An 18,905-nucleotide genomic window follows, 5' to 3' on the forward strand; every position below is an offset into this window, starting at 1 on the left:
GGGCCTTGTGCAGAAAGAGTTCGGGGGTAATCAGAGATGAACTCAATCCGTGGCCGCTGGCAAGCCAGTGGCCACGGGAGTGAGGTGCAACCTTTACTGCGCCGGTTGGTTTTTCATTTTCTCGGCGATCTTGGCGTCTACTTCTGCGCGCACTTGATCGACGCTGAAACTGGCCGGTTTCTGGCTAGGCGGGTAGTCAACGAAGGTTTCGAGGAACTTCGCCGCTTTCATGGTTGCCACGCCGGACAAGTAAACGTTTTTAGTGGCCCAGTCGTAATACTGATCGGAAACCACGTCTGCACGTTCGTAGGGGTCCATGCGCAGGTTGAAGATTTTCGGCACCCGCAGGCACACGAACGGTTCGCTCCAGACTTTGAAGCCACCCGGTGCCCGCTGTTCGCAGAACACCGCCTTCCAGTTGTCAAAACGCATCGACACCAGCATGCCGTCATCGTTGAAGTAGTAGAACTCGTTACGTGCGCCTTTGGGGGCTTGCCCGGTCAGGTAGGGCAGTTGGTTGTAGCCGTCCAGGTGCACCTTGAAGTTGGTGCCGCCGGCCACGGGTGCCCAGCCTTTGAGCAGCTTGTCTTTTACCTCCGTATCGCCGGCGACGGCCAGCAGGGTAGGGAACCAGTCCATGCCCGAGAACATCTCGTTGCTGACTTCCCCGGCCTTGATTTTCCCCGGCCAGCGCACGATGGCAGGCACGCGATAGGCGCCTTCCCAGTTGGAGTTTTTCTCGTTACGGAACGGCGTGGTGGCTGCGTCGGGCCAGGAGAACTGGTTAGGCCCGTTATCGGTGGTGTAGACCACGATGGTGTTATCGGCGATTTTCAGGTCGTCGAGGGTTTTCAGCAGTTTGCCGACGTCGCCGTCATGCTCAAGCATGCCATCGGCGTATTCGTTGCCGGGCATACCACTCTGGCCCTTCATCGAATCGCGGACGTGGGTAAACAAGTGCATGCGCGTGGTGTTCATCCACACGAAAAAAGGCTTGTCGGCCTGGGCTTGCTTCTCGATAAACGCCTGTGCCGCGGCAGTGGTTTCGTCGTCGATGGTTTCCATGCGCTTGGCAGTCAAAGCGCCGGTATCTTCAATCTTGCCGTCGGCAAAACTGTGGATCACGCCACGGGGCGAAGCGCTCTTGACGAAATCGGCGTCGTCTTTGGGCCAGTACGGACGCTCGGGTTCTTCTTCGGCATTGAGGTGGTACAGGTTGCCGAAGAACTCGTCAAAACCATGGTTGGTGGGCAAGTATTCGTCGCGGTCACCCAGGTGGTTTTTACCGAATTGCCCGGTGGCGTAGCCTTGGGACTTGAGGGCCTGGGCAATGGTGATGTCACGCTTTTGCAGGCCCACCGGTGCGCCCGGCACCCCGACTTTGGACAAGCCGGTACGCAGCGGCGTCTGCCCGGTAATAAAGGACGAGCGCCCGGCGGTGCAGCTGTTCTCGGCGTAGTAGTCGGTGAACATCATGCCTTCTTTGGCAATCCGGTCGATGTTGGGGGTTTTATAGCCCACTACACCCATGGAGTAGGCGCTGATGTTGGTCTGGCCGATGTCATCACCGAAGATCACCAGAATGTTGGGTTTTTCGGCAGCTGCGACAGTGGCCGAGAAAGCCATTACCGAAGCTGCCACCAGTGCCAGAGGGGGCCACCACTTGGTTAATCGAGTCATACATGCTCCTTGTTGGCTTTAGTCGCTTGTGGCGACCGCTTTTATGCAGTCCTTACGGATACTTCTTACTGCTGATTCACAGGGGCGGCGGCTTCGAAGGGATAAATCCGGCGCCATTCAGACGCCATATCGACGATAGTCCAGCCTTGCTGTTTTGCTTCTTCAAGCGCCTTGTCCAGGCGTCCGATTTTTGAGTCCTTGTCATATGCCCATTCGCGTTTGGCGTCGGTGTGATGCACCAGTCCCATCAGGCGCGGGCCTGCGCCGGCGGCGGTCCATTCGAGCATTTGCCGGTCGCCGTCGGAGTTGCCGAATGCCAGGATCGGCCGGCGTCCGATCACGCTGTCGATGCTTTGCGGCTTGCCCGGGCCGTCATCGTTATGGGCGATTTTTGCGGTGCGCAGGATTGACGGCTTGCCGTCCTGGTTCTGGTACTCGGTGACAAAGGTCGAGCCGATCACCTGTTCCGGCGGGATGCCGTACACCTCTTCGGCGAACACGCGCATGAAACCGGTATCGCCGCCTGACACGATATAAGTCTTGAAGCCTTGTTCGCGCAGGTACTGGAGTACTTCGAGCATCGGCTGGTAGACCATCTCGGTGTAGGGTTTGCCGGTGGTCGGGTGGCGGGCCTTGCTGACCCAGGCCTGCACGTTGTTGCGAAACTGATCGGTGGTGAGCCCGGCATGGCTGGCCATGAAGATCTTCAGCAGGCCTTCCATGCCGCCTTCTGCCAGGGCCTTGTGGTCGTTTTCCAGCACCGCCTTGAAGGGTTGCTGGTCTTTCCATTCCGGGTGCTGCGGGGCCATGCGCCTGATCTCGTCGAAAGCGAACAGCTCCTCGAAATACCCCGGTTGTTCGCTCCACAGGGTGCCGTCGTTATCGAACACGGCAATCCGCTCTTCGGGTTTTACAAAGCCTTTGCTGTCGGGTCGGGTCACCGTCTGCACGAACTCGATGATGCTTTTTTTCGACGGGCCGTCGTTCCAGGAGGGCAGCGGTTCTGCGGCCTGGGCGAACAAGGGCAGGGCCAGCAGCAGAGCCAGCACTGTTGAAAACTTCGCGCCGGTGTCTGGTTGGCGATAGCTGAGCACTGGATCGCTGCCTGGTTGCGCGTCAGCGAGTACAGGTTGGTGCATGGTTTTATTGATCATGGGAAGTCCTTGTCGTGACCGGGGTTAAGTGGGCGCAAGCCGTAGGTTTTGCGCGCAGGACGACTACGCAACCAGTGCCTGGCGCGGCGCAGACCCTGAAGCCACCAGCGCCGGCTGAGCAAAGCGGCGGCCGCCAACAGCAGGATGAAAGCGAGGATGAGCAGCGGTTCTGGCAGCCGTAACCGGGTTGGCTGGCCCAGTTGCCTGAGGTCCTGAACGATGGAGAACACCGGGCTGTAGCTGCTGTCGGCGCTGGCCTTGAAGTTGACTGCAGGGACCTGGCTCAGTTGTGCCTTGCGGTTGACGCTGTCCCACCACTTGACGCTGATCGCCGGCAGCTGGAAATCACCGCTGCGCTCGATGCGGTAGCTCACGCTGTCGATGCGTTGCCCGCCGCTGAAGTTGCCCCGGCCGTCATCCAGGTTGGTGATCCGCGGGGTTTTCGGGTAAGCGCCAAGCCCCGCTACAGTGCCCGGTTGCGGGGCGGGCAGTGACAGGCCCTGGGCATCGTCAGCTTGCAAGGTCAGGGTGCGGGTAAGGCTGTCGCCAACTTTTAGCGTGCCGCCCTCGGGGCTGATGTGTTGGCTAAAGCGCAGTCCGCTGGCAACCAGCACCGGCTCGCCGGGCTCGAAGCCATCGGGCAGGCTGGCAGTGAAGTGCATTACCGGGGTTTGCGCCGACAGTTCGACGCTGGCCTGCGCCGGGGTGGCGCGAATAGTGAGGGGCGCAATGGTGAAGCCTTGCGCCAGATTCGGGGTGATGCGGTAGGTGTAGCGCAGGCCGGTAAAGGTCTGGCCCTGAAGTTGTTGGCTGAGGTGCTGCGCCTCGCCACCGGGGGGCATGACATCGGTGCCGGCGATGCTCAGCTCCGGCAGCGTGGCGGCGCTGGTGAACCAGCTGTTGGTCAGCACGTCGACCTGCAACTGCAAGGGCTGGCCCACCACCACCGAATCCCCGGGCAGCAGCCGGGTCTGTACGTTTAACAGCGGTTCATCGGCATGCACCAGCCCGCTGCACAGCATCAGTGCCAGACAGTAACGGCTCATGGCGCCACCTTCTGACTTGGTGCGCTCTGGTCCTGCAGGCTGAACTTCTGGCGCAGGAAATTGGCCGGCGAAGTGGTGAGGTTTTCCAGCCACTGTTGATCACTGGCGGCCTGGGGGGTTTGCAGCGCTTTGCTCTGGCCCTTGCCCGGTTGCAGGTCGAACTTGATCTGGTCGGGCTTGACCTCGGGGGTGTTCTGTTCGGCGCTGTCGGTGTCTTTGAGCAGGGCTCGGGCCAGCGCCAGGTTGTTACTGGCTTCGGGGAATTCTGGTTGCAGGGCCAGGGCCCGGGTGTAGGCGGCAATGGCTTGATCGAACTTGAAGCGCCGCACATAAATATTGCCCAGGTAGAAGTACGCCTGGGGGGTGTCCAGTCGGGCGAAGCTGGCCAGCGCCAGATCAAAGTCGGCGGCCTTGTAGGCGGCGATACCTTTCCAGTACGGGTCTTCGAACAGGCTGGCCGCTGCCGGGAAATGCTGCTGTTCAAAGGCCCGGCGCCCTTGCTGGTCGCGGGTGAAAAAGGCATCGCTCAAGGCATTGGCCTGAGCCGGGGCGGGCTGCAGGGCCAGGCCAACCCCGAGTATCAGGGCGGCGTTCCAGTTCAGGCTCCAGCCCCGTCGCACCGAGAAAAAAGCCAGGATCAGCAGCGGGATGCACAGCCAGTAACCGGCGTCTTTCCAGTGCAGTTCACGCTGTTCATCACTGGCCGCCTGGAAGTGTTGCCGGGCGTGGCCTTCGATCCAGTCCAGATCGTCATCATTGATGGTCAGGCTGCCCAGCGGTGCGTCAGTGGCAGCGGCCAGTTGCTTGAGGGCCGCCTGATCGAAACTGCCCAGTTCGGGGCGGCCATTGCTGTCGGTGCGCGGCTGGCCGTCGGCATTGCGAATAATGCCGCCATTGGTACTGCCTGCGGCGAGTACCAGCACTTGCAGGTTACTGCCCTGCAACTGCTGTTTGAGGCCGTCGAGGCGGGTGGTATCGGCGCCGTCGGTGACCAGCAGCAAGGTGCCGGGGGTGTTTTCTGCCTGCAACAAGCGCTTGGCCTGTTCGATGACCGCGGCCACGTTTTTACCCGGACTGGCAATCAGGTCGGTGGCCAGGGCCTGGATAAAACTGTCCAGCAACCCCGGGTCATCGGTGGCGGGCAATACCAGATGGGCGCTGCCGGCGTAGGCGATCAATGCGCTGCGGGCGCCACTGCGGCGGGCGATCAACTCGTGGAGTTTGTGCTTGCCGGCTTCGAGGCGCGAGGGCTGGATATCGGTGGCATCCATGGAGGGCGACAGGTCGAGGGCGATGATCAGCGGGGCACGGTTTTGCACAAACCCCGGGCGGTCCTGTTCCCAGGTGGGGCCCGCCGCCGCGATGGCGCCGAGGATCAGCAGGGCGGCGGTCAGATGCACCGGGCGCAGGCGATGCTTGTCCTGCGGGGTAATCAGCAAGTGCGCCAGCAGGTGCGGGGCAATGATCGCCCGCAACCGGCGTTGCTGGTCATGGCTGCGGCGCCATAGCCACGGCAGCAGTGCACCGAACACAATCAGCAGCAACCAGGCCGGGCGCAGAAAGTGCAAGTCATTGAGGTTGATCTCCATTTCAAGCCTCCTCGTGTTGCGCACGCTGGCCGAGGCGCGCAGCCAGCAGCGCCAGCAGATGATAGAGCGCCAGCAGGCTGATGGCGGTGGCCAGCGGCAACCAGAACAGATCGCGCCTGGGTTGATGGCTGAGGGTCTTGACCTGATGCGGGGTGATCCGGTCGAGGGTGGCGTACACCTGATTCAGGCTGTCGCGGTCTTCGGCGCGAAAGTACTGGCCACCCGTGGCCCTGGCGATTTTTTGCAGCGCGCCGAGATCGACCTTGGCTTCGCCATCGGCACTCGGATTGCCAATGCCGATGGTGTGAATCAGCACGCCCTTGGCGGCAGCCATGGCGGCGGCCCGGGCCGGGGGGATCGCACTGTTAGTGTCATTGCCGTCGGTGAGCAGAATCAGTACCTTTTCTTGCTCGTGGGCCTGATCGAGCAATTTCAGGCTGAGGCCGATCGCATCACCGATGGCCGTGTTGGGCCCCGCCATGCCGATGCCGGTGTCCTCCAGCAGCAGTGACAGGCTGGCGTGATCCAGGGTCAGCGGCGCTTGCGGGTAGGCGCCGCTGCCGAACACGATCAGGCCGATGCGGTCGTCCTTGCGCCGCTGGATAAAGTCTTGAACCACCTGTTTGACGGCTGCCAGCCGGTTGATTTTCTGTCCGCCGGCATCGGTAAAATCGGTGGTTTGCATCGATTGCGAGATATCGATGGCCAGCATCAGGTCGCGTACCGGCTGCTGACGCTCGATGGGCTTTTCGATCCACACCGGGCGGGCGACAGCCACCACCAGCAATGCCCACACCAGCACATTGAGCAGCAGTTGCCAGGGGTTGTGCCGCGCACCCGAGGTTTGCGGAGCCTGATCGATGGCCCGGCTCATGGCATTGAAGAACGGAACCCGAACCGCGCTGCGGGCTTCGCGGTATTCAGGTAAATAGCGATAGCCCAGCCAGGGAAGTGGCAGCAACAGCAGCAGCCAGGGGTAATCAAACTGCCACATGATGCTGCTCCACCCAGAGTGCGCAGGTATCGAACAGCTGCTGGCGTTGGGTGTCGGGCAGCGCCAGCAGTTGCTCGTCCGGGGCATAGGCCAGCATTGCCAGTTGCTGGCTGAAATCTTCAGGCAAGGGCTGTGTGCAGTGACTCACCAGAAACCCCTGCCAGGCATCACCTTTGAGGGGGCCGGCGGCTTGTGGTACGGGCATGGAAATAGCAACGCGCTTGAGCAGGGTGGGCAGTTCACGCAGGGCTGTCAGCGGCTCGTCGCTGGCACGCAATTGGGCCAGGCGTTGCAAGGCTTCGCGCCGGTAGCGGTTGCGCCGCCAGTGCCAATATCCCCGTGCCGCCCAGACCAGCAGGCCGGCCAGCAGAAGCCCGAACACCACCCACCAGCCCCAGGTTTGCGGCATATAGCTGATCGGCGCGGGCAGGCCCAGCTCCTGAAGCTGGTCGATGGCGGGGATGTGGGGGTTCATCGATGGGGTCCGCCGAGCTTGCCCAGTTCAGTGCGCAATTGGCTCCGGGCATCCTGTGCGGTGCTGAACATCATCAGCGGCACCTGGCTGCGCCGCAGCAGGCTGGCGACCTCTTTAAAGCGGCCGCTGAAAAAGTCGCCCAGGGGCTGGCGTACATGTTGATGCTGCACCGCCAGTTCCATTTGCAACTGGCCCTGGGTCACCAGCAGGCGAGCGTTGTCCGGCAGGTTGAGCGCCAGCGGATCATAGACCTGCATTGCGATGACATCGTTATGCACGGCCAGCTGGCGCAGCAACTGCAGGGTGCGCGGCCCGGCACCGGCGAAGTCGCTGATCAGGCAAATCAGATGATCGTGCCCGGCCACTGCGAGGCAGCGTTGCAGCACCTTGTCCAGCTGGTCGGCGTCTTCGCAGTCGGGCAGGGCGCTATTGAGCTGCTGGTTCTGCAGGGCGATTTTGCTGCACAGCATTTCGATCCGTTTGCGGCTGCGCAGCGGGGCGATGCTGTCGATCCCCTGGTCGTTGAAGACCAGACCGCCGACCCGGTCACCGGCGTTGAATACCATCCATGCCGCCAATGCCCCCAGCTCGGCGGCGATGGCGGATTTGAAGCTACGGCTGGAGCCAAAAAACATCGACATGCGCTGGTCGACCAGGATCAACGCCGGGCGGTCCCGTTCCTCGGTAAAGGTGCGTACCACCGGTTTGCCGGTGCGCAGCGAGGCGCGCCAGTCGAGGTGGCGCAGATCATCGCCGGGCTGGTAGCGGCGCAACTCATCGAAATCCAGGCCGCGCCCGCGCAAGCGCGAGGCATGGCTGCCCGAGAGGATGCTGCCCTGGGGCTGGCGGGCGACAAAACTCAACGCCCGGGCCTTGTGCTCCAGCGCCATTAATTGCCCCAGCGAGACATACACAAGCCCGTCGACATCCTGTTGTAGAGCCTGCATCGGTTTGCTCCTCAGGCGGGGATCGCGACTTTAGCGAGAATCCGGTCCAGCACCTGATCGGCGCTGACGCCATCGGCCACCGCGTCGTAGCTCAGTTGCAGGCGGTGGCGCAGCACCGGATGGACCACGGCGCGCACGTTGTCCGGCGAGACAAATGCCTGGCCGCGCAGCCAGGCATCGGCACGGGCGCAGCGGTCCAGGCCGATACCACCGCGAGGGCTGGCACCGATGCTGATCCAGCGGGCCAGATCAGCGTCGTAATCGGCGGGGTGGCGGGTGGCATTGATCAGGTCGATCAGGTAGCTATCAATGGCCGGGGACACGGCCACTGCGCTGACCTCACGGCGGGCAGCGAAAATGACGTCCTGGCCCAGGGCGAAGCCGGCTGCGGCTTCGCGGGTCGTGCCCTGGGCCTGTTCTTCACCGCGCAGCATGCGCAGCACCCGGGATTCATCCGCAGGCATGGGGTAGTCGAGCACCAGCTTCATCAGAAAGCGGTCCATCTGCGCTTCCGGCAGCGGGTAGGTGCCTTCCTGTTCGATGGGGTTTTGCGTGGCCAGTACGATAAACAGTTCCGGCAGGGCATGGCTGTTGCCGGCCACGGTGATCTGGCGCTCTTCCATGGCTTCAAGCAGGGCGGCCTGGACCTTGGCCGGTGCGCGGTTGATCTCGTCCGCCAGGATCAGGTTGCCGAACAGCGGTCCCGGCTGAAACATGATCTGGTTTTGTCCGTTGGCCTGATGCAGCACCTCGGCGCCGGTGATGTCCGAGGGCAGCAGGTCGGGGGTGAACTGGATACGGCTCATCTTTGCGTCCAGGTGCTTGGCCAGCGCCTTGACCGTACGGGTTTTAGCCAGCCCCGGCAGGCTTTCGAGCAGCAGGTGACCGTTGGCCAGCAGGCCCACGACGATCTGGCGAATGACTTCATCCTGACCCAGTACCGCTTCGCCAACGCTGGCTTGCAGAGCATTCAAATCGTTGAGCACTGTCATATGACATTCCTTGCCTGAGCACCATTACCAGGGCGCGGGGACCACCACAAACTGCACATTGCCGCCCACGTAGCGCGGCTGATACCAATTGGGCCCGCAATGCTGATACGCCACGTTGTTGGCCACCACCGAAACGCAATCGGCAGGCACGCTGGACACATAGGTGCCAATGGCTATGGCTGTTGCCGTGGCTGCGCCAATGACGGCGGCGGCTGCCCACGGGTTGTACCAGCCATCGGGATGCGGTCCCGGTGGATAGGGGCCAGGCCCGTAATGGGGTCCCGGCGGTGGATAAGGATGCGGCCCTGGCGGCGGGTAAGGGTGCGGCCCCGGGCCGGGTTGCGGATAAGGATGGGGTCCCGGTTCGGGATGGGGCTGCGGATGGGGCCCCGGCTGTGGCGGATGCGGATGCGGTTGGGGGTGCGGGCCCGGCGGCATGGGGCGCGGAGCCGGCTGCGGGTGACCGCCGCCCTGGGGGAAGTTGTGGGGCACGACGAAGGTCCGGGCGCCGCCACCGCTACGCATCTGCCAGGCCTGGGCGAGGGAGGTGTGCAGCAGGCTGAGGCTGAGCAGGCCACAGAGCAGCCAATGGGTGTTTTTCATGGCTGTTGCTCCGCGCCGGATTGAGCGGGTGCCCATTGCAGCGGTACTTCTTGAGCACCGGCGGGCGGCACGAACTCGAAACTTTTAGCGTTGAGCGGCGGGTTCAGCTGCCAGCTGAAGTCCACGCTGTGGCGCGGCTGTTCGGGGATGTCACGGCGGCTGATGATCAGGCGGCAAGGCAAGGGTTGTTCGCCCTGGCGCAGCCACAACTGCCAGTCGATATCGTCCTGGCGCAGTGCGTAATGGTCACAGCGCTGACCGTCGAGGGTGTCGCTGCCAATCAACAGGGCCGAGCGCAGACCGGCCTGCCTGGCGGTGTCGGCATTCCAGCGAAACAGGTCCGCCAGGGGCAACTCGATTGCGTAGCGCTCGTGCAACTGGTCGATCAGCGCATCGATATTGGCGGGCGCCGGTGCCCGGGCATAGTAAGTGCCGGGGCTCTGGTAAAGGGTGAAGGTCTTGCCGTTGTAAAACAGACTGCGCTGCAGGTCCTGGTTGTCGATCGAAAGCTGCAGCTTGTCGGGCTGTTCGGCCAGCAAGCGGGTGGTATGGCGAAACTCGACGGTCTGGCCGTTATCCAGTACCTGGTCGGTCTGACTGCGGGCCTCAACCGCAAATTGTTTGAGGCTGCGCAAGTAACTGCCCATCCGTTGCAGCGCCTTTACGGCTGCGGGTTCAATGGTCGCAGGCTGCGCGGCGCAGATCTGGCCGCTAAACACCAGGAGCAGGCCCAGCAGGGTGTTACGCACAATAGGCATATTCGATATCTCTACCAGACGTACTGCAGGCGCACAGTCCAGGTCGCGACATCCGGCGAGCCGGTGCGCTCCGAGACGGTATCGGTGTAAGCCAGCAAACCGCCGAATTGCGGCGACAACATAAAGCCCATGCTGGCGCCGACCAGGGTGTTTGCCTGCTTGTTGTCCTGCCAGTCGCCGTCGATTCTGGTTTCGCCGCCGGCACTGTAGGTGGCGTCCAGCGAAGCCCAGAGGGCAGGGTTGATGGTGTAGCTGTAGTGCCCCTCGACGGCATACAGCGGCTTCTGCTCGAGCTTGCCGTTGCCCTGGTATTCGTCGTTGTCGCCGTACAGCGAGACCCAGGTATTGACCTCCAGCCAGGTCGGACCGAAAGGGGTACCAAAGCCGATTTCCGGTTTGAACACCCAGCGATTGGCGCCGATGTTGATCACCTTGTTTTTATCGTAATCACCGGTTGGTGTGGTGATCCACAGTGCGCCGGTGAGGAAGGTCTCGGGCTTCCACCTGGCAAATTCTTCCTTGCTCAGGGCCGGGCCGCCGAAGATGTTGTGCACCAGCACCACCTGGGTGTCGCCCATGCCGCCGTTGTGCTTGGTGCCGCTAAAGAAGCGCGCATCATCGAACGATGCCGAAGTATCGGCATAGGGCTGCAGAATCTGGATCGCACTGTTGCGACCGTCCACCGCAAAGGAGCGGGCGTAACGCATGATGTAGACGTCAGCATTAAGGGACAGGCCGTCGATGGGCAGAGAGGTGTCAATGGGGGTGTTGGTGTCAATGCGGCTGTAATAGCCGAACAGCATGTTCAAATCGGTCGGCAGGTTTTGCCAGTCGCGGGCGTTATCGGTGTAACCCAGTATCGGCACCAGGGCCAGTGTCCACGCGGTGTAGCTGGCCTTGCGGGCGGTGGTTAACCCCATTGCATTGCTCCTTCACCGCTCTATGGCGTTTTGTCGACCGGCACCCGACTGGCACCAGTGCTGGTTATGCGCCGGGCAGGGTGAATGCGCGGATCTGATAAGCGGTTTTAGAGTAATTGTTCTAATTTTCGTATTGTGCGCGGAACACGGGATGAAGCTAGCAGTAACTTGCTGTTTCGCCAGTTGCGGGGCATAAATCCGCCGCTTTCATGATCTGCATCACGTTTTGGCTCTTTACCCGGGTGTCACTGTGATGGGCGCTTTTTGCCAGGGTATGGATCCGGGCGCTAAGCCAGTCAGGCAGCGTGTTATCGTGCTCAACTTTTCGAGGGGATTTGCAATGCGATTACTGATCGGTGCCTTGGGCGTGGCGATGCTGGCCGGCTGCGTTTCACCTGCAATGAATGATGCCCGCAGCAAAAGCCCGACCCGGGTACTGGCTTCGGCCAAACCGACCCCGCTGGTGGCTGAGTGCATCAAGTTCTCGTGGCAGGACGAAGGGGTGTTCGGGGTGGATGCCAGCGCTTATATCAACTCCGGCAAGTCCGGCGAACTGACGGTTTACACCCGTGACGCCAGTTCCTTTGCCGATCTGGTGCCGCAGGGCACGGGCACGGCAGTCAGTTATTACGCCAAACAGCCGGACGACAGCGCAGCCATGCGCCGTATGGCGATGCTGGCGACATGTCTGTAACCCGGCTGTAACGGATGGACCTGAGACAGGGCTTTGTCCTCACCCGGCATTGGCACGACACGCCGTCGGGCATTGAGGTCGAATTCTGGCTGGCCACCGATGACGGGCCGCAGCACGTGCGCCTGCCTTATCAGACTGCAGTCATGTTTATCCCGGCAGCCCAGCGTTCTCAGGCGCAGGCGTTGCTGCAGGATGAGCCCGGCATTGAGTTTCGTGAACTGGCGCTACAGGATTTTCAGTCACGCCCGGTGCTCGGTATTTACTGCCAGCAGCACGCCCGCCTGATCGATAGCGCCCAGCGCCTGCGGCGTGCCGGGGTCGAGGTGTTCGAGGCCGATATCCGCCCCCCGGAGCGCTTTTTGATGGAGCGCTTTATCACCGCACCGGTGAGCTTCGGCGGCACCTGTGCGGCTGACGGGCCGCTGCGCAATACCCGGATGAAGCCCCATCCCGACTACCGGCCGCGTTTGCAACTGGTGTCCCTGGACATCGAAACCAGTGCCCATGGCGATCTGTACTCGATCGCGCTGCAGGGTTGCGGCCAGCGTCAGGTGTATATGCTGGGCAAGGCCACCGAGGCCGATGCGGCGGTGGATTTCGACCTGGAGTTCTGCGCCACCCGTGGCGAGTTGCTGCAACGTTTGAACCAGTGGATGGCCCTGCACGACCCTGACGCGATCATTGGCTGGAATGTGGTCCAGTTCGACATGCGGGTGTTGCACGAGCATGCCCGGCGCCTGGGTATTCCCTTGCTGTTGGGCCGCGGCGCCAGCGAGATGCAGTGGCGCGAGCACGGCACCCGCAACAACCACTTCTTCGCCAGTGCCGCGGGCCGGCTGATTATTGATGGCATTGAGTCGTTGCGCTCGGCGACCTGGTCGTTTCCGTCCTTCAGCCTGGAAAACGTTGCCCAGACCCTGCTGGGTGAAGGCAAGGACATCAGTACGCCGTACCAGCGCATGGACGAAATCAACCGCATGTTCGCCGAGGACAAGCCCGCGCTGGCGCGTTACAACCTCAAGGACTGCGAGCTGGTGACGCGGATTTTCGAAAAAACCCAGCTGCTGACCTTTTTACTGGAGCGGGCCTCGGTGACGGGGCTTGAGGCGGATCGCAGCGGCGGCTCGGTGGCGGCGTTTTATCATTTGTACATGCCGCTGATGCACCGACAGGGTTTCGTTGCCCCCAATGTCGGAGACAACCCGCCCCAGGCCAGCCCCGGTGGCTTTGTGATGGAGTCCCGGCCGGGCCTGTACGAATCGGTGCTGGTGCTGGATTACAAAAGTCTGTACCCGTCGATTATCCGCACCTTCCTGATTGACCCGCTGGGGCTGGTGGAAGGGTTGCGTGAACCCGGTGACGAGACCTCGGTGCCGGGCTTTCGCGGGGCAAGGTTTTCCCGGACCCGGCACTGTTTGCCGGCCATTATCGAGCGGGTAGCCAATGGTCGCGAGGTCGCCAAGCGGGAGAAGAACGCCCCCTTGTCCCAGGCCCTCAAAATCATCATGAATGCGTTCTACGGGGTGCTGGGCTCCAGCGGCTGCCGCTTCTTCGACACCCGGCTGGCGTCGTCCATTACCTTGCGCGGGCACGAAATCATGCTCAAGACCCGGGCTTTGATCGAAGCCCAGGGCTACAGCGTGATTTATGGCGATACCGATTCCACCTTCGTCTGGCTGCGCAGTGAGCACAGTGAGGCCGATGCGGCCCGTATCGGACGCGAACTGGTGCAGCACGTCAACCAATGGTGGCAGGCCCATGTGCGTGACGAGTACGGGCTCAGCAGTGCGCTGGAGTTGCAGTTCGAAACCCACTACAGCCGATTTTTGATGCCGACCATTCGCGGGGCCGAAGAGGGCAGTAAAAAACGCTATGCGGGGCTGGTTGCGCACGCGGACGGGCGCCGGGAGATGGTCTACAAAGGGCTTGAAACCGTACGCAGTGACTGGTCGCCGCTGGCCCAGCAGTTTCAGCAGGCGTTGTACCTGCGCATCTTTAATCGCCAGCCGTATCAGGACTACGTGCGTGACTTTGTGCGCAGTACCCTGGCCGGGGAGCATGACGAGCTGCTGATCTACCGCAAGCGCTTGCGCCGGCAGCTGAGTGACTACGAGCGCAACGTGCCGCCCCATGTGCGGGCCGCGCGGCTGGCGGACGAGTACAACGACCGGCAGGGGCGCCCCCGGCAATACCAGAACGGCGGCACCATCAGCTACGTGATCACCCTGGCCGGCCCCCAGCCGTTGGAGAACCGCACGGCCGGGCTGGATTACGATCACTACCTGACGCGCCAGCTACAACCGGTGGCGGACGCGATTCTGGCGTTTGTCGACGATGATTTCAGCGCACTGGTGGGCGGGCAGCTGGGCTTGTTTTAAGCGTCGCTGGCCGGGGTTGCCTTGGACTTGGCGCGGTCTTTGGCGGCCTTGGCTTCGGCGGCCAGGCACTCCAGGCAAAATTGTTCGGCGTAACTCATGATGATCTCGGTGGTATCACCCTTGATGGTGCGCGAACCGGCAAGGATGTAGCGCATGCGCTTTTCCGTCACGCCGATGCGCTGGGCGATCCAGGCCGGAGTCTGGCCAATGCGGTCCACCAGCTTGTTGGCGTATTCGGTGGAGTGGTTGTAGCGTTCAGCGTTGGGAAACATAGGGGTTCCATGGGGCGGGAATTAAAGCCGGACGGCAGGTTACTCCTTTTCTTCGCGCCCTGCAGTTGCGTAGTCGCGTCAAGGTCTGCTGCGCAGTCCATCGCAGCTTCGTGACTCGTCAGCGACAACTGACCTTATGAACTAGAGTTCCCCCCAAACCAACAGACACGAGAGGGATCTACATGACTGCGCTGGACGTTTTTTGGGTGGGGCTGGGAGGTGGCCTGGGCTCGCTGCTGCGCTGGTGGATCGGGCTGCGGGTCGGGCAGTTTTATAAAGGCAAATTTCCGTTGGGCACGTTTCTGATCAACGTCAGCGGTGCCTTTGTTATCGGCTACCTGAGCATTCTGTTTGCCGTGGACTGGCGCGACCGTTATGGCGATGTAATGAATGCTGCCGTGCTCACCGGCATTCTCGGTGGCTATACCACGTTCAGCAGCATGCAACTGGACGCCTCCAAACTGGCCAACGCCAGGGACCGTGCACTGGCTGGCGGCTATCTGATCATTTCGGTACTGGTGGGTCTGGCCGCTGCCGCATTTGGCGCCTGGCTGGCGCGCTGACAAGGAGCAGGGAACATGCTGAATCTGATTATTCTGATTTTCGTCGGTGGGGCATTCGGTGCCATGTGCCGCGAGTTTGTAATGCTGTCGATACCACGCCTGGCCGACGGTTTTCCCATGGATATTTTTGTCGCCAATATCGTCGCGGCATTCCTGTTGGGCGTCGCCACTTCGCTGTTCAAGAGCAACCGGATCAATCAATACGTACACGTAATGATCGGCACCGGGATCATGGGCGGGCTTTCTACTTTTTCCAGTTTTGTATTCGGTGCGGTGGAGATGATGAAAGATCCGGGCGGGGTGCTGCTATCCATCTGCTATCTGGTGGCCAGCCTGGTGGTAGGTTTTGCCGCGGTTGAACTGGGCCTGTTCGCCGGAGCCAGGGTTAAACCATTGCCAGCGACAGATTAAAGCACTGACCCTGCAGGAGCGGGCTTGTTCGCGATCTTTTGATCCTGAAAAGCTCGCTCCTGCAGTTGCAGCCCGGGTCAGGCCAGGGAAGTACGTTTGCCAAAGAACATTTCGGTGATCAGGTCCTTGTTGATTTCATCCCCCTCAAGGGTGCGTACCAGCAACTCACTGCCCAGCAGCGGCAACGACAGCACCATGGTCGGGTTGACGCGTTTGACCTTGGGCATGTTCCGCGTTTCATTGACCAGCGCGATGATCTGGGTGTCGTCACCGGCTATTTCCTTGGCCGCCAGAATGGTGAAGACGTTTTCGGCGTCACTGTCGCACAGGGTCACGATGTACTTGGCATCCGCGGCCCCGGCCAGTTTGAGGGTGGCTACCGACGATGGATCACCTTCAATGATGTCGGCCTTTTCCGGTAGCTCGTGCTGGCTGCCGGTGGCGCACACAACGGTGACATGCTCACCACGATCGCTCAGGCCCTTGTAAATGTTCTGGGCCAATGAGCCGACGCCGACAAGGATGTAGTGATTTTTACGGGCCATATGGGTAATCCTGCCTTTAACGATTCGTTGGATGTTGTTGCTGATCAGCGGGCCGGCAATGGACGCCACCGAGATCGCGAAGATGGTGATGCCCAGAATGATCACCGTCAGGGTGAAAAAACGCGCATCGGTGGTGTGCGGCACTATGTCGCCAAAGCCTACGGTGGACATCACCACAATGGCGAAGTAAAACGCCGACGGCAGATCTGTCACCGCCGGTGCGAACTCTTCGCCCAGGTAAAGCGTGCCCAGGGTGCTGTAGACAATCAGCGAGGCGATGCTGACCACTGCAAAGAAGCTGCCGGTGGCCAGGCTGTAGTGGTCAAACCGGCGCCAATAAAAGGCCAGTACCGCAATGGTGAAGATCGAGAAGAAGGTGATGCCGCCGGGCTTTTTCAGAATGAAAAAATCAACGCAAACCGTAGCCACCAGCAGCAACAGGGCGAAGAACCAACTGATTCGGGACTTGATCAGCAGCCCCAGTGACATCAGCACCAGAACAAAGCCCACCACGAACCCGGGTATTTCCAGCAAGGCCAAAAAGCTTAGCGCCTCCTTCCAGGTGTCAAATGAGCCACCAGCCTCATTGGAGTGCGCAACCCCCCGTTGCAGCACCGGCAAGAATAAGAGAAAGCCATTGATGGCCACCAGCAAGGCGACCCCGTAGGCAAAGGAAAGCCGATTTTTTACGTCCTGTAATAAAGTCATAGTACCTACGACGCGTCTGTTGAGAGGTGGATGGATTTTAGGCCAGGTTTCGCAGGCTGCCCGCAGCAGGCCCGCACTGTGACAAATTTCATCAGGTATTGGCTCCCAGTTGGTCGTAACCGCGCAGATAGTAGTTAAGGCCCGAGATCAGCCAGCACAGCACAAACATGCCGATGATCCAGTAGCCAATTTGGCCGAAGTTTTCGTTGATGGCATTGATCGGGGTCCAGATCCCGCCGGTTAATTCAAGCTTGTCGGCGATCAGGCCCAATGCTTCGATCCCGCCGATAAACAGGGCCACCACCACCGAAGCGGCGGTGATGGTGATGTTGTAGTAAAGCTTGCGCACCGGTTTGGAGAAGGCCCAGCCGTAGGCGCCGATCATCACGAAGTTGTCCAGTGAATCGATCAGGGCCATGCCCACCGCAAACAGCACCGGGAACACCATGATCGACCACAGGCTGATGCCGTGTGAGGCGCTGGTGGCACTGATACCCAGCAGGCCGATCTCGGTGGCAGTGTCGAAGCCCAGGCCGAACAAAAAACCAACCGGGTACATGTGCCAGCTTTTATCCACCAGATTGAACAGCCGGCCAAAGATCCGCGCCATCAATCCACCCTTGTTGGCGACCAGCAGGTCGAGTTCTTCGGGGGCCAGTTGCTGGCCGGCCTTGACCTGTTTGAACTTCTTGTACACCGACAGCAGGATCACCAGGTTGAGCAGGCCAAACAGCAGCAGGAAGGCGGAGGAAACCAGGGTGCCAATCAGGCCGCCGGTTTCATGGAACCAGGCCATGTCGTCCTTGAATGCCATGGCTGTGGCTGCAATGGCGAAGGATGCCAGCACCACGATGGTGGAATGTCCCAGGGAGAACCAGGTACCCACGGCAATGGGTTTTTTGCCTTGTTGCATCAGCTTGCGGGTGACGTTGTCGATGGCGGCAATGTGATCTGCATCCACGGCATGCCGCAGGCCGAAGCTGTAAGCCAGTAACGCGGTGCCCATCAATACCGGGTTGGCGCCGAACTCGATAAAAGCCCAGGCCCAGGCAAGCAGGTTGGCAGCGATCAGGCCGATCAATAAATAGATGGCGCGCCGCGTCGTGCTGGACGACTCGATAGCGGGCGCTAACCGGGCGATAGCTGTCATTGAAAAATTCCCTGTAAAAGTCGGGCGTTATTGACGGTGATGCGGCATCACATCCTTGTTCGGGACCAGGAATAGCCATGACGCCAGAACAAACGGCATGGTCAGGGTCGGGATGCCAACAGGTGCCAGTAGCGTATTCAAGGCGCCCTGTACAAATACAGTGAAAATCACCCCGATCAGGGTATAGATCAGCACGCGCCGGCTGGGCTTGTTGAAGGTCGAACCCAGGGCGATGGCCGTCAGTACGGCACTGAATGCATACATCCCGTTATTGACGCTGGTGTGTTCGGCCTGCAGCACCGTGGCCACCAGAATCGCCAGCAGCGAACCGCACAATCCAAACACTGCAGCCCATACCGAGGACACCGCCAGCCCCGCCAGCAGCAGCACGCTGCCAATGACACTGCTGAACAGGAACACTTCGGAAATGCCGTAGAAGGTGCCATCGACCAAATGGATGCCGTCGAACAGGCTGCTGTTCACCGCGACCAGCTCATGGGGCAGGTTGGGTACCGGCAAGACGCTGCTGTTCAGGCCGCCAAAGGCATAGCTGGCCAGTAACATGATCCAGGTCACCAGCACGAAAGGGGCGGTAAGGGCGGCGACTTTCCACGTCTTGAGAATGTCGGCGATGCAAATCATGACGATCACCGAGACCATGCTGCCGAGGATGATGCACAACCAGAGCGCCGGTGTGACATCCAGAAATGTTGGCAAGGCTGCCCCCACCAGGCAGCCGTTATAGCCATACAAACCGGCTTTCCAGGATTTACGGTCCTTGAGGTTCAAGCCGGTAAGGGTAGCAACCACAGTACCCAGTACCGCGCCATAGGCCACCGCGGGGTTGCCCTCACCATAGGCACCGACAAAAATCGCGGCAAAAAACAGCAGTCCGGTCAGCGGATTGTTCTGGAACATGACCTGGGCACAACCGCGCAGGGTAACGTCTACGAACTCCAGAAAGACGTTACCTTGGGTCAGCTGTGACCACTTGGACGTAGGGGCTGATGCAGCATCCATATTGAC

At 60.9% G+C, this 18,905-nt stretch carries 19 protein-coding genes; 4 read left to right on the forward strand and 15 right to left on the reverse strand.

What is annotated here, in order from left to right; translation table 11 throughout:
* Window positions 1-93 precede the first annotated feature (93 nt).
* The 11 genes from WG29040_RS14350 to WG29040_RS14400 form a co-directional block, all read right to left on the reverse strand.
* Window positions 94-1,680, reverse strand: a complete 1,587-nt coding sequence (locus WG29040_RS14350; RefSeq protein WP_127196394.1) for an arylsulfatase — start codon at window positions 1,678-1,680, stop codon at window positions 94-96.
* A 65-nt stretch (window positions 1,681-1,745) separates the two neighbouring features.
* Window positions 1,746-2,834 carry an HAD family phosphatase gene (locus WG29040_RS14355; RefSeq protein ID WP_256681555.1) on the reverse strand — a complete coding sequence of 363 codons (1,089 nt, stop codon included), beginning with the start codon at window positions 2,832-2,834 and terminating at the stop codon, window positions 1,746-1,748.
* Complete coding sequence (locus WG29040_RS14360; RefSeq protein ID WP_127196395.1) at window positions 2,831-3,880, reverse strand: BatD family protein; 1,050 nt, start codon at window positions 3,878-3,880, stop codon at window positions 2,831-2,833. The genes WG29040_RS14355 and WG29040_RS14360 overlap by 4 nt, the downstream gene beginning before the upstream one ends.
* A complete protein-coding gene (locus tag WG29040_RS14365; protein ID WP_127196396.1) occupies window positions 3,877-5,469 on the reverse strand; it encodes a VWA domain-containing protein in 1,593 nt (530 codons plus the stop codon). Before WG29040_RS14365 ends, WG29040_RS14360 begins: the two co-directional genes overlap by 4 nt.
* Before the next feature lies 1 nt (window position 5,470).
* Window positions 5,471-6,463, reverse strand: a complete 993-nt coding sequence (locus WG29040_RS14370) for a VWA domain-containing protein (protein ID WP_127196397.1) — start codon at window positions 6,461-6,463, stop codon at window positions 5,471-5,473.
* Complete coding sequence (locus WG29040_RS14375) at window positions 6,450-6,938, reverse strand: DUF4381 domain-containing protein (RefSeq protein ID WP_127196398.1); 489 nt, start codon at window positions 6,936-6,938, stop codon at window positions 6,450-6,452. Before WG29040_RS14375 ends, WG29040_RS14370 begins: the two co-directional genes overlap by 14 nt.
* On the reverse strand, window positions 6,935-7,885 hold the full coding sequence (locus tag WG29040_RS14380) for a DUF58 domain-containing protein (protein WP_127196399.1): 951 nt from the start codon (window positions 7,883-7,885) through the stop codon (window positions 6,935-6,937). Before WG29040_RS14380 ends, WG29040_RS14375 begins: the two co-directional genes overlap by 4 nt.
* 11 nt (window positions 7,886-7,896) lie before the next feature.
* Window positions 7,897-8,877: a MoxR family ATPase gene (locus WG29040_RS14385; protein WP_127196400.1), complete on the reverse strand. Its 981-nt coding sequence runs from the start codon at window positions 8,875-8,877 to the stop codon at window positions 7,897-7,899.
* A 24-nt stretch (window positions 8,878-8,901) separates the two neighbouring features.
* The gene (locus WG29040_RS14390; RefSeq protein WP_127196401.1) at window positions 8,902-9,480 is read right to left on the reverse strand and encodes a hypothetical protein; all 579 of its coding nucleotides are present in this window, start codon (window positions 9,478-9,480) and stop codon (window positions 8,902-8,904) included.
* Window positions 9,477-10,238 (reverse strand): DUF2092 domain-containing protein, encoded by a 762-nt coding sequence (locus WG29040_RS14395; RefSeq protein ID WP_127196402.1) that lies wholly within the window; start codon window positions 10,236-10,238, stop codon window positions 9,477-9,479. Before WG29040_RS14395 ends, WG29040_RS14390 begins: the two co-directional genes overlap by 4 nt.
* An 11-nt stretch (window positions 10,239-10,249) precedes the next feature.
* Window positions 10,250-11,158, reverse strand: a complete 909-nt coding sequence (locus WG29040_RS14400; protein ID WP_127196403.1) for a transporter — start codon at window positions 11,156-11,158, stop codon at window positions 10,250-10,252.
* Window positions 11,159-11,498: 340 nt separating this feature from the next.
* Between WG29040_RS14400 and WG29040_RS14405 the strand changes: the two genes are divergently transcribed.
* The gene (locus WG29040_RS14405; protein ID WP_003444978.1) at window positions 11,499-11,852 is read left to right on the forward strand and encodes a hypothetical protein; all 354 of its coding nucleotides are present in this window, start codon (window positions 11,499-11,501) and stop codon (window positions 11,850-11,852) included.
* 14 nt (window positions 11,853-11,866) lie between these two features.
* Window positions 11,867-14,230: a DNA polymerase II gene (locus WG29040_RS14410; protein WP_010657205.1), complete on the forward strand. Its 2,364-nt coding sequence runs from the start codon at window positions 11,867-11,869 to the stop codon at window positions 14,228-14,230.
* Here WG29040_RS14410 and WG29040_RS14415 read toward each other — a convergent pair.
* Window positions 14,227-14,502, reverse strand: a complete 276-nt coding sequence (locus WG29040_RS14415; protein WP_003444976.1) for a hypothetical protein — start codon at window positions 14,500-14,502, stop codon at window positions 14,227-14,229. The genes WG29040_RS14410 and WG29040_RS14415 overlap by 4 nt on opposite strands.
* Window positions 14,503-14,684: 182 nt before the next feature.
* Between WG29040_RS14415 and WG29040_RS14420 the strand changes: the two genes are divergently transcribed.
* Window positions 14,685-15,065, forward strand: a complete 381-nt coding sequence (locus tag WG29040_RS14420) for a CrcB family protein (protein ID WP_003444975.1) — start codon at window positions 14,685-14,687, stop codon at window positions 15,063-15,065.
* Window positions 15,066-15,080: 15 nt separating this feature from the next.
* Window positions 15,081-15,476, forward strand: coding sequence for a fluoride efflux transporter CrcB (gene crcB / locus WG29040_RS14425; RefSeq protein WP_003444974.1), 396 nt, complete (start codon window positions 15,081-15,083; stop codon window positions 15,474-15,476).
* 77 nt (window positions 15,477-15,553) lie between these two features.
* On the opposite strand, the gene kch is transcribed toward crcB, so the two are convergent.
* From kch to yut, 3 genes are all read right to left on the reverse strand, one after another.
* A complete protein-coding gene (gene kch, locus WG29040_RS14430; RefSeq protein ID WP_010657204.1) occupies window positions 15,554-16,729 on the reverse strand; it encodes a voltage-gated potassium channel protein in 1,176 nt (391 codons plus the stop codon).
* 91 nt (window positions 16,730-16,820) lie between these two features.
* A complete protein-coding gene (locus tag WG29040_RS14435) occupies window positions 16,821-17,879 on the reverse strand; it encodes a HoxN/HupN/NixA family nickel/cobalt transporter (RefSeq protein WP_003444972.1) in 1,059 nt (352 codons plus the stop codon).
* Between the two features lie 27 nt (window positions 17,880-17,906).
* Window positions 17,907-18,899, reverse strand: coding sequence for an urea transporter (gene yut / locus WG29040_RS14440; protein WP_127196404.1), 993 nt, complete (start codon window positions 18,897-18,899; stop codon window positions 17,907-17,909).
* Window positions 18,900-18,905 lie beyond the last annotated feature (6 nt).

Source organism: Pseudomonas sp. PAMC 29040 (assembly GCF_003994535.1).
Classification (GTDB): domain Bacteria; phylum Pseudomonadota; class Gammaproteobacteria; order Pseudomonadales; family Pseudomonadaceae; genus Aquipseudomonas; species Aquipseudomonas paraversuta.